Below are 10,221 nucleotides of genomic sequence, written 5' to 3'. Positions count from 1 at the left end.
GGTCATCGCGCCGCGCCGCACCGACGCCGACGGGCGCCGCATCCAGGAGCCGCCCGAGTTCCTGCTCGACGACACGCAGCGCCGCGCCGCACGCGCCGCCGGCGAGTCGGCGAGAGCCGCGTCGGCCGCGCGCCGTGCCGAGCGACAGGAGACCGCCTACGCGCTGGTCACGCGGCCGGCTCGCACGCCGACGGAGTCGCGCCTGCTCGGCCGCGATCTCGAGGCGGCGATGGCGGCGCTGCCGGGCCCGCCGCGCTGCCCGCGCCTGGACGTCATGCCCGCCGGCGATGACTGGCGCGCCGTCTGCTGGCCGCTGACCCGTCGCGACGAGGCCGAACGCCTGCGCGACCGGCTCGTGAAGGCCGGCCAGCGCGTCGAGCTCATCGAGTTCTGAGCGGCGCGGCGCCCCGTCAGGCGGAGGCGCCCCGGAATCCGTTACGCTACGGGGTGCCGATCTGACTGAAGTCAAGGCCGCCCCTTGCCGGGCGCGATGCAATGCCGCACGCCGGACACGGTTGTCCCGCGTGCCTGACCGCGAGAACCCACGATGTTGATGCCCGCCTCGGTCGACCAGACCGTCGAAATCCTGCGCGAAAAGCTCGAGCGCAGCGTGCTGCGCCCGCTGAAGCTGGCCGGTCGCGAACTGCTGCCGATCGTGCAGGGCGGCATGGGCGTCGGCATCTCGGCGCACCGCCTGGCCGGCAGCGTCGCGTCGCTCGGGGCCGTCGGCACGCTCTCCTCGGTCGACCTGCGCCGCCATCACCCCGACCTGATGGAGCGCACCCAGCACTGCCACAAGGGCCTGAACGGCGAAGCCGACAAGAAGGCGATCAACGACGCCAACCTGGAAGCCATCGACCGCGAGATCCGCGCCGCGCGCGAGATCTCCCAGGGCCGCGGCCTGCTGGCGATCAACGTCATGCGCGCCGTCGGCGAGTACGCGCCGTCGGTGGTGCGCGCGCTGCGCTCGGGCATCGACGCCGTCGTCGTCGGCGCCGGCCTGCCGCTGGACCTGCCGGACCTGGCCAAGGAGCACCCGAAGACCGCGCTGATCCCGATCCTGTCGGACGCACGCGGCGTGCAGCTGATCGTCAAGAAGTGGGAGCGCAAGCAGCGTCGCCCCGACGCCATCGTCATCGAGCACCCGCGGCTGGCCGCCGGCCACCTCGGCGCGGCGCGGGTCGAGGACCTCAACGACCCGCGTTTCGAGTTCGAGAATGTGATCCCGGCGACGCGCGAGTTCCTGCGCACCGCCGGCATGGACGACGTGCCGGTGATCGCCGCCGGCGGCATCCGCACGCACGAGGACATCGCCCGCCTGCAGAGCCTGGGCGCCGCCGCGGTGCAGCTGGGCACGCCTTTCGTCGCCACCGAGGAATGCGACGCCCACCCGGCGTTCAAGAAGGTGCTGGCCGAGGCGCGCGACGAAGACCTGGTCGAGTTCACCAGCGTCGCCGGCCTGCCGGCGCGTGCGGTCAAGACGCACTGGCTGAAGAACTACCTGAATGCCGAGCCGAAGCTGCAGGAGATCGCGCACAAGAAGCCGCGCTGCGTCGTGACCTTCGACTGCCTGGCGCAATGCGGTCTGCGCGACGGCTTCAAGGGCTGGGGCCAGTTCTGCATCGACACCCAGCTCGCCGCCGCGGTGCGTGGCGACGTCATGAAGGGCCTGTTCTTCCGTGGCGTCGGCCAGATGCCGTTCGGCAACCGCATCGTCCAGGTGCGCGAGCTGCTGGAGAAGCTGCTGACGCCGGTGCCCGTCGGCGCCTACGCCCGCGCCTGACGCCGCGTTGCCGGCGGGCACGGGCCCGGCCGGCACGAGGGTCCGTGATGTCCCTGGCTGCCGCCTACGCCGAGATCAAGCTGGCCCATGTCGCGCTCGTCGCGGCCAGCGGCACGCTGTTCGCCGTGCGCGGCGCGGCGGTGCTGGCCGGCCAGCGCTGGGCGATGGTCAAGCCGCTGCGCGTGGCCAGTTACGTCATCGACACGCTGCTGCTGGCGGCCGGCGCCAGCTTGTGGGCGCTGCTCGCGCTGCAGCCCTGGCGTGACGGCTGGCTGTGCACCAAGCTGGCGCTGCTCGTCGTCTACGTCGTGCTCGGCTCGGTCGCGCTCAAGCGCGGCCGCACACCGGGGGCACGCGCTGCCGCCTATGCCGCCGCGCTGGCGGTGTTCCTCTACATGGTGTCGGTGGCGCGGGCGCACCATCCGCTGGGCGTGTTCGCCGCCGGGTGGAGCTGATCCGGAGGGCAGGCCATGGCCACGATTCCGCTGCACGACGGCCCGAGTGCGGGCTTCGACGCCCCGTTCGAGATGCTCGAGGCCTGCCACGGCCGTGTCGAACGCATGCTGTCGCTGCTGGAGCGCCTGCGCTCGCACCTCGAGCAGCGTGGCGGCGCCGTCGACGACCAGGCCCGCCAGGCCGCGCGCGACGTGATGCGCTACTTCGACCTCGCCGCGCCCAACCACCACGAGGACGAGGAGCGCCACGTCTTCCCGGCGCTGCGCGAGCAGGGCGAGGCCGTGCTGGCCGACCGGCTGCAGGCCGAACACGCGGAGATGGCCGCCGCCTGGAGCGCGCTGAAGCCGACGCTGGCCGCGCTCGCCGACGGCCGCTGGGACGCCGCCGTCGCGCCGCAGTGGGAGGCCTTCGTCGCGATGTACCGGCGCCACGTCGCCGACGAGGACGACCGCGCCTATCCGGCCGCCGCCGCGGCGATCGACGACCGCTGCCTGGTGCGCATGGCCGAGGAGATGGCCCACCGCCGCGGGCTGCGCTGACCCCCCCAACGCGGCGTCGCGCGACAAGCCGTTTCCTGACCTGTGCCGGGTGTGTCGCCCGGGGGCGGGCGCACAATGCCCGCAGGAGGTCGACGCATGTCGTCAGGCAAGATTCTCGTGGCCCAGGGTGGCGGGCCGACCGCGGTCATCAACCAGTCGCTCGTCGGCGTCGTGCTCGAGGCGCGGCGCTTTCGCGACGTGCGTCTGGTCTACGGCGCGCGCCACGGCGTGCGCGGCATCGTCGACGAGGACTTCGTCGACCTGACGCAGGAGACCAGCCACAACCTCGAGCAGGTCGCCAACACGCCGTCGTCGGCGCTGGGCTCGACGCGCGACAAGCCCGACCTCAAGTACTGCCAGGAGATCTTCAAGGTCCTGCAGGCGCACGAGATCGAGCACTTCTTCTACATCGGCGGCAACGACTCGTCGGACACGGTGCGCATCGTCAGCGAGGAGGCGATCAAGGCCGGCTACCCGCTGCGTGCGATCCACATCCCGAAGACGATCGACAACGACCTCGTCGGCAGCGACCACACGCCCGGCTTCCCGAGCGCGGCGCGTTTCGTCGCCCAGGCCTTCGCCGGCGCCAACCTCGACAACGCGGCGCTGCCGGGCGTCTACGTCGGCGTCGTGATGGGCCGCCATGCCGGGTTCCTGACCGCCGCCAGCGCGCTGGGCAAGAAGTTCCCCGACGACGGCCCGCACCTGATCTACGTGCCGGAGCGTGTCTTCGACATCGAGCGTTTCCTCGCCGACGTGAAGACGATGTACGAGCGCCACGGCCGCTGCGTCATCGCCGTCAGCGAAGGCATCCATGACGCCTCGGGCACGCCGATCGTCGTGCAGCTGGCCAAGACCGTCGAGCACGACGCGCACGGCAACGTGCAGCTGTCGGGCAACGGCGCGCTGGCCGACCTGCTGTGCGAGGCCATCAAGTCGCGCCTGGGCATCAAGCGCGTGCGCGGCGACACCTTCGGCTACCTGCAGAGGAGCTTCATCGGCTGCGTCAGCGACGTCGACCAGCGCGAGGCGCGCGAGGTCGGTGAAAAGGCCGTGCAGTTCGCGATGTGGGGCCGCAGCGACGGCTCGGTGGCGATCAAGCGCACCGGCTTCTACTCGGTCGACTACGAACTGCTGCCGCTGGCGGCGGTGGCCGGCAAGACGCGCACGATGGACGACGAGTTCATCACCGCCGAAGGCACCGACGTCACCGACGCCTTCCGCATGTACCTGCGTCCGCTGCTGGGCTCGCGCATGCCCGACGCCTACCGCCTGCGGCGCGCCCCCGTTCCCAAGGTCCTGAGGAAACCATGAATGCCGCACTCGATCCGGTGATGGCCCGCCAGGGCCAGCCTCTGGGCCCGGCGCTGCCGGGCGAACGCCTGTCGATCCCGGGCGGGCTCGTCTGCTACACGATGGGGCAGGGCGAGCCGCTGCTGCTCGTGCACAGCGTCAACGCCGCGGCCTCGGCGGCCGAGGTGCGGCCGGTCTACGAGCACTACGCCACCTGGCGCACGGTGTTCGCGCTGGACCTGCCGGGCTTCGGCCTGTCCGATCGCGCCGACCGCGAGTACACGCCGCGGCTGATGACCGACGCGCTGCACGAGGTGGCGGCGCAGATCCGCCAGCGCTGCGGCCCGCAGCCGCTGGACGCGATGGCGCTGTCGCTGGGCTGCGAGTTCCTGGTGCGCGCGGCCGCCGAGCGCCCGCGCAACTGGGGCCGCCTGGCGCTGGTCAGCCCGACGGGCTTCCGCGGCGCCAAGCCGCTGCGCGGTGCACCGGGCGCCACGCGCGCGATCCCCGGGTTGCACGCCGTGCTGTCGGTGCCGCTGTGGGCGCCGTTCCTGTTCGACAACCTGACGCGGCCCAAGGTCGTGCGCTACTTCCTCGAGAAGGCCTGGGGTCAGCGCCAGATCGACGAGCAGGCCTGGAACTACGCGGTGGCCACCGCGCGTGCGCCGGGCGCACGCCACGCGCCGCTGCAGTTCCTGTCCGGCGGGCTGTTCAGCGCCGACATCCTCGACGTCTACGAGAAGCTGCGCCAGCCGGTCTGGATGTGCCACGGCGTGCGCGGCGACTTCACCGACTACCGCGCGAAGAAGGCGGTCGAGAAGAAGCCCAACTGGCGCTTCAACGTCTTCCAGACCGGCGCGCTGCCGTACTTCGAGCGGCCGCAGGAGTTCTTCGCCGTCTGCGACCGCTTCCTGACGCGCTGACCCCCGGCGGCGGCCGTGTGCCGCCGGCCGGGCGCTACAGCGTCTTGGCCGCGAGCTTGAAGTCCGGGTCCTCGGGGAACGGCGAGATCGTGAAGCCCAGGCTCTTCATCAGGCGCAGCATGTTGGCGTTGTTCGCCAGGATCAGGCCCTCGATCTCGGCCAGCCCCTTGGCACGCGCGAAGTCGATGATCGACAGCATCAGCCGCGAGCCCAGCCCCTGGCCCTTGAACTCGTCGGCCACCGCGAGCGAGAACTCGCAGCTCGTCTGGTCGGGGTTGGTGATGTAGCGCGAGACGCCGATGATGCGTTCGCTCTCGTGGAAGCTGCCGTCCTCGGCGACGTGGCGCTCGCGCAGCACGGCCACCAGCGCCATCTCGCGGTCGTAGTCGATCAGCGTGTAGCGCGCCAGCATGCGCGCCGGCAGCTCGGGCATCGTGCTGGCGAAGCGGAAGTAGCGGCTCTCCTCGGACAGCCCGCGCACGAAGGACTGCAGCATGTCGGCGTCGTCGGGGCGGATCGGGCGGATCGTGTACAGCCCGCCGCCCTTCATCGGCCACTCGCGCTCCTGGCTCGACGGGTAGGGCAGGATCGCCAGGTGGTTGTAGCTGTGCGGCGAGGCCGCGGAGTGGTCGATGACGATGCGTGCATCGACCGCGACCGCGCCGTTCTCGTCGACGATGATCGGGTTGATGTCCATCTCGCGCAGCTGCGGCAGCTCGCAGACCATCTCCGAGACGCGCAGCAGCACCTGCTCGAGTGCCTGGATGTCCGCCGGCAGCGCGCCGCGCCACTCGCCGAGCGACTCGGCGACACGTGCGCGTTCGATCAGCCGGTGGGCCAGGAACTGGTTCAGCGGCGGCAGCTCCATCGCGCGGTCGGCGATCAGCTCGATCATCGTGCCGCCGGCGCCGAAGGTGATGACCGGGCCGAACGGGTCGTCGGTGGTCAGGCCGACGTAGACCTCGCGCGTCTTGCCGCGCGAGTTGCGCCCGGCCATCGGCTGCACCGTGATGCCGTTGATGCGCGCGCTGGGCATCGCCCGGCGCACCGCTTCCATCATGTCGTTGAAGCGGTCACGCACCTGGGCCGCGCTGTGAACGTCCAGCGCCACGCCCTTGACGTCGCTCTTGTGCGAGATGTCGGGCGAATCGATCTTCAGCGCCACCGGGTAGCCGAGCTGGCTGGCGATCAGCATCGCCTCGTTGGGCGTGCGCGCGAGCATCGTGCGCGTCACCGGGATGTGGAAGGCCGCCAGCAGCGCCTTGCTCTCCATCTCGGTGAGCACGCGGCGGCGCTCGGTCAGCACGCCCTCGATCAGCAGGCGCGCGCCTTCGGTGTCGGGGTCGGCCAGGTGCGACAGCGAGGCCGGCGTCTGCTGCAGCAACTGCTGGTTGCGGTAGAAGCTGGCGATGCTGTGGAAGGCGTCGACCGCGGCTTCCGGCGTGCGGAAGGTCGGGATCAGCCGCGAGGCCAGGTACTCGCGCGCCGGGCGCACCACGGTGTCGCCCATCCAGCACGACAGCACCGGCTTGCCCGAAGGCGAGTACGCCTCGCCGATCGCCTGGGCGATGGCCAGCGGGTCCTCGCCGGCCTTGGGCGAGTAGATCAGCAGGATGCCGTCGGCGCCGCGGTCGGCCAGTGCCTGCTGCAGCGCCTCGCGGTAGCGGGCGCCGTCGGCGTCCTCGCCGAGGTCGGCGACACCGGCGACTTCGAGGCCGATCTCGTCGGCCCAGTCGGCGGCCAGCACGCCGGGGCCGCCGCCGTTGGTGATGATCGCCAGGCGCTTGCCCACCGGGCGGAAGCGCGAGGCCAGGCACTTGGCGGCCGAGAACAGCTGCACGAAGGTGCGCACGCGCACGACGCCGGCGCGGCGCAGCGCGGCGTCGAAGACGTCGTCGGCGCCGACGATCGAGGCCGAGTGCGTCAGCGCGGCGTGCGAGCCGGCCGGCTTGCGCCCGGCCTTCATCACGACCACCGGCTTGGCATAGGCCGCGGCACGCAGCGCGCTCATGAAGCGGCGCGCGTGGCGGATGCCTTCCATGTAGACCAGGATGCTCTGCGTCTGGCCGTCGTTGGCCAGGAAGTCCAGCGCCTGCGGCAGGTCGACGGCGGTGTTGGGGCCCAGCGAGATGACGTTGGAGAAGCCGATGCCGTTGTGGCGCGCCCAGTCGAGGATCGACGCGGTCAGCGCGCCCGACTGCGAGATCAGGCCCAGCGGCCCGGGCGCGGCCAGCGGGCCCAGCGCGCTGGCGTTGAGCTTCAGCGACGGGCGCTGGAAGCCCATGCTGTTGGGGCCCAGCAGGTGCACGCCGTAGCGCTTGGCCACCTGGTGCAGCTCGCTGCAGGCCTCCAGCGGCAGGCCGCTGGAGACGATCAGCGCGGCGCGGCAGCGGATGCGGCCGACGATCTCCAGCGCCGCCGGGATCTGCTCGGGCGGCAGCGCGATCAGCGCCAGGTCGGCGCGCGAGGCCGCCAGGTCGGCCAGCGTGCCGGTCATCGAGATGTCCAGCCAGGTGACCGGGCCGGTGTAGCCGCCGTCGATCAGCGCCCGGCGCAGCGTGCGCGCCAGCGGCGTCGGGGCCTCGTCGCTGTCGGGGTCGCCGGCGAAGACGACGATCGATTTCGGCGCGAAGAGCGAGCTGAGGATATGGCGGTCCACGATGGAGCTTTCGTCGTCTGGGTCAACCGTCGAGGATAGGCCAGCGCCTGATCCCGCGCTCGTGCGCCCTGCACGGTCGCGGTGGGCGGGTTGATCTTGCGCAAGCGTAACGTGGCGTCGGCGTCAGGGCTCCAGCGTGCCGCGTGCGGCCTCGACGACGCAGTCGGTCAGCCGCTGCAGCGCCGGCAGCGCGATGCGCGTGTGCTGCCAGGCCAGCGGCACGTCCAGCGCGCTGTCGGGCACCAGTTCGACCAGCGTGCCGGCCGCCAGCAGCGGCCGCACCAGCGGCTCCGGGTTCAGGCCCCAGCCCAGGCCGGCCAGCGTCGCGTCGACGAAACCCTGGCTCGACGGCAGCCAGTGCCGCGGCATCTCCACCGCCTGGCCGGCGGCGCGCTGCGCCCAGCGCTGCTGCAGCCGGTCCTTGCGGTCGAAGACCAGCGCCGGCGCACGCGCCAGTGCGGTGGCGTCGACGCCGGCGGCGAAGTGGCGTGCGACGTAGGCCGGGCTGGCGGTGGCGACGTAGCGCAGCCGTCCCAGCGGCACGCGGCGGCAGCCCGGTGCGGCGTGTTCGTCGGCGCTGACGGCGGCCAGCACCTCGCCGGCGTGCAGGCGTTCGGCGGTGTGGTCCTGGTCGTCGACGCCCAGGTCCAGCAGCACACGCGGTTCGGCCTGCGCGAACGCCGCCGCAGCGCCGACGAACCAGGTCGCCAGGCTGTCGGCGTTGACGGCCACCGGCAGCGTCGCCCAGCCGGCGTCGCTCTGCAGCGCCGGCAGCTCGGCGCGCAGCGCGCCTTCGAGCAGCGCCACCTGCTCCGCATGGCGGCACAGCAGCCGGCCGGCGGTGGTGGCGCTGCAGGGCTGGCCGCGCACGACCAGCACCTGGCCCAGGCGTTCCTCGAGCAGGCGCACTCGCTGCGACACCGCCGACGCGGTGACGTGCAGCGTTCGCGCGGCGCGTTCGAAGCTGCCTTCGCGCACGACGGCGGCCAGGGCGTCGAGCAGGGCGTAGTCGAGCATGAGATGAAGCAACGCTAATGATGGTGCAGGAGGTTTTAGCACCGCTTTTGGCGTTGGCGGGCATGCTCTCGCCATGACTTCCGCCTGGATCACCGGCTTTTCCCTCAGCCTGGCGCTGATCGTCGCGATCGGCGCGCAGAACGCCTTCGTGCTGCGCCAGGGGCTGCGCCGCGAGCATGTCGGGCCGATCGTGCTGTTCTGTGCTGCGATGGACGCGCTGCTGATCGCCGCCGGCGTCGCCGGGCTGGGCGGCGTCATCGGCGCCGCGCCGGTGCTGACGACGCTGCTGACCTGGGGCGGCGCGGCCTTCCTCGCCGCCTACGGCCTGCGTGCGCTGTGGCGTGCACGCAGGCCCGGTGCGCTGGCGGCGGCCGGCGCCGGCGGCCTGACGCGCCGCCAGGCGCTGTCGCAGGTGGCGGCGTTCACGTTGCTCAACCCCCATGTCTACCTGGACACCGTGCTGCTGGTCGGCTCGATCGGCGCGCAGCAGGCGGCGGCCGCGCGGCCGGCTTTCGTGCTCGGCGCGGCCTCGGCCAGCGCGCTGTGGTTCTCGGGGCTGGGCTACGGCGCACGCTGGCTGGCGCCGCTGTTCGCGCGGCCGCGGGCCTGGCAGGTGCTGGACCTGGCGATCGGCGCGACGATGCTGGTGCTGGCGGCGGCGCTGCTGGCCTGAGCACGAAATCGGCGCCCGCCGCACAATGCGCCGACCCCCCCACCGGATGGAGCCACGGCCATGAAGGGCGATACCGTCGTACTCGAGCACCTGAACCGCCAGCTCAAGAACGAGCTCACCGCGATCAACCAGTACTTCCTGCACTACCGCATGCTGAAGAACTGGGGCTTCGCGCGCATGGCGAAACACGAGTACGAAGAGTCGATCGAGGAGATGAAGCACGCCGACAAGATCGTCGACCGCATCCTCGTGCTCGAAGGCCTGCCCAACCTGCAGGACCTGGGCAAGCTGCTGATCGGCGAGACCGTCGTCGAGGTTCTCGAATGCGACCTGAAGCTCGAGCTCGCCTCGCAGGCACAGCTGAAGGAGGCCATCGCGCACTGCGAGTCGGTGCGCGACTACGTCAGCCGCGAGCTGCTCGAGGACATCCTCGAGGCCACCGAGGAACACATCGACCACCTCGAGACCCAGCTCGAGCTGGTCGGCAAGGTCGGCGAGCCGAACTACCTGCAGTCGCAGATGGGCGAGGCGTCCTGAGTCGCCTGGAGTCCCTGCTGCGAGCTTGTCTATTGAGACGGATTCGCATTTAGCTTACGATCCGGCGCATTCCGACAGGAGTCGCGCCCATGATCGTCTGCCTCTGCCACCGCGTCTCGGACCGCGACATCGCCGCCGCCGTGCAGACCGGCACGCGCTGCTTCGACGTGCTGCAGGACGATCTGCGTGTCGCCTCCTCCTGCGGCTGCTGCCACGACTGCGCGCGCGAGGTCTTCGACACGGCGCTGGCCCGCCATGCGGGCGTCGCGGAAGCGGGGTCCACGCAGGCGGCCTGAACGACGGGCCTCTGTCGCTGGCTCAATCCGCACCGCCGCGCGGCG

11 protein-coding genes are annotated in these 10,221 nt (G+C 71.7%); 9 read left to right on the top strand and 2 right to left on the bottom strand.

Going from position 1 to position 10,221, the window contains the following annotated elements; translation table 11 throughout:
- The 6 genes from RBXJA2T_RS20420 to RBXJA2T_RS14275 all read left to right on the top strand — a co-directional run.
- The coding region (locus RBXJA2T_RS20420; RefSeq protein WP_009858113.1) for a hypothetical protein at positions 1–394 on the top strand (394 nt) is incomplete at its 5' end.
- A 159-nt stretch (positions 395–553) separates the two neighbouring features.
- Entirely contained in the window at positions 554–1,783 is a 1,230-nt protein-coding gene (locus tag RBXJA2T_RS14295) for an NAD(P)H-dependent flavin oxidoreductase (protein WP_009858112.1), read from the top strand.
- Positions 1,784–1,830: 47 nt separating this feature from the next.
- Positions 1,831–2,238 carry a SirB2 family protein gene (locus tag RBXJA2T_RS14290; protein ID WP_009858111.1) on the top strand — a complete coding sequence of 136 codons (408 nt, stop codon included), beginning with the start codon at positions 1,831–1,833 and terminating at the stop codon, positions 2,236–2,238.
- 15 nt (positions 2,239–2,253) lie between these two features.
- The gene (locus RBXJA2T_RS14285) at positions 2,254–2,778 is read left to right on the top strand and encodes a hemerythrin domain-containing protein (protein WP_009858110.1); all 525 of its coding nucleotides are present in this window, start codon (positions 2,254–2,256) and stop codon (positions 2,776–2,778) included.
- Between the two features lie 96 nt (positions 2,779–2,874).
- Positions 2,875–4,092 (top strand): 6-phosphofructokinase, encoded by a 1,218-nt coding sequence (locus tag RBXJA2T_RS14280; protein WP_009858109.1) that lies wholly within the window; start codon positions 2,875–2,877, stop codon positions 4,090–4,092.
- Complete coding sequence (locus RBXJA2T_RS14275; protein WP_009858108.1) at positions 4,089–4,994, top strand: alpha/beta fold hydrolase; 906 nt, start codon at positions 4,089–4,091, stop codon at positions 4,992–4,994. The genes RBXJA2T_RS14280 and RBXJA2T_RS14275 overlap by 4 nt, the downstream gene beginning before the upstream one ends.
- A gap of 34 nt (positions 4,995–5,028) precedes the next feature.
- Here RBXJA2T_RS14275 and RBXJA2T_RS14270 read toward each other — a convergent pair whose 3' ends face one another.
- Together RBXJA2T_RS14270 and RBXJA2T_RS14265 are read right to left on the bottom strand one after the other, a co-directional pair.
- Positions 5,029–7,653, bottom strand: coding sequence for a bifunctional acetate--CoA ligase family protein/GNAT family N-acetyltransferase (locus RBXJA2T_RS14270; RefSeq protein ID WP_009858107.1), 2,625 nt, complete (start codon positions 7,651–7,653; stop codon positions 5,029–5,031).
- Between the two features lie 123 nt (positions 7,654–7,776).
- The gene (locus tag RBXJA2T_RS14265) at positions 7,777–8,670 is read right to left on the bottom strand and encodes a LysR family transcriptional regulator ArgP (protein ID WP_009858106.1); all 894 of its coding nucleotides are present in this window, start codon (positions 8,668–8,670) and stop codon (positions 7,777–7,779) included.
- A gap of 73 nt (positions 8,671–8,743) precedes the next feature.
- Here RBXJA2T_RS14265 and RBXJA2T_RS14260 point away from each other — a divergent pair, with 73 nt between their 5' ends.
- The 3 genes from RBXJA2T_RS14260 (at position 8,744) to RBXJA2T_RS14250 (ending at position 10,176) form a co-directional block, all read left to right on the top strand.
- Positions 8,744–9,343: a LysE/ArgO family amino acid transporter gene (locus RBXJA2T_RS14260; RefSeq protein WP_009858105.1), complete on the top strand. Its 600-nt coding sequence runs from the start codon at positions 8,744–8,746 to the stop codon at positions 9,341–9,343.
- A 60-nt stretch (positions 9,344–9,403) separates the two neighbouring features.
- Positions 9,404–9,880 carry a bacterioferritin gene (gene bfr, locus RBXJA2T_RS14255; RefSeq protein WP_009858104.1) on the top strand — a complete coding sequence of 159 codons (477 nt, stop codon included), beginning with the start codon at positions 9,404–9,406 and terminating at the stop codon, positions 9,878–9,880.
- Between the two features lie 89 nt (positions 9,881–9,969).
- Positions 9,970–10,176, top strand: a complete 207-nt coding sequence (locus RBXJA2T_RS14250; RefSeq protein ID WP_009858103.1) for a (2Fe-2S)-binding protein — start codon at positions 9,970–9,972, stop codon at positions 10,174–10,176.
- The last annotated feature ends 45 nt before the right edge of the window (positions 10,177–10,221 follow it).

This window comes from Rubrivivax benzoatilyticus JA2 = ATCC BAA-35 (assembly GCF_000190375.1).
In the GTDB taxonomy this organism is placed as follows: domain Bacteria; phylum Pseudomonadota; class Gammaproteobacteria; order Burkholderiales; family Burkholderiaceae_C; genus Rubrivivax; species Rubrivivax benzoatilyticus.
The sequence above is the reverse complement of the archived record's forward strand: the minus strand, read 5'-3'. Positions and strand labels throughout refer to the sequence as shown.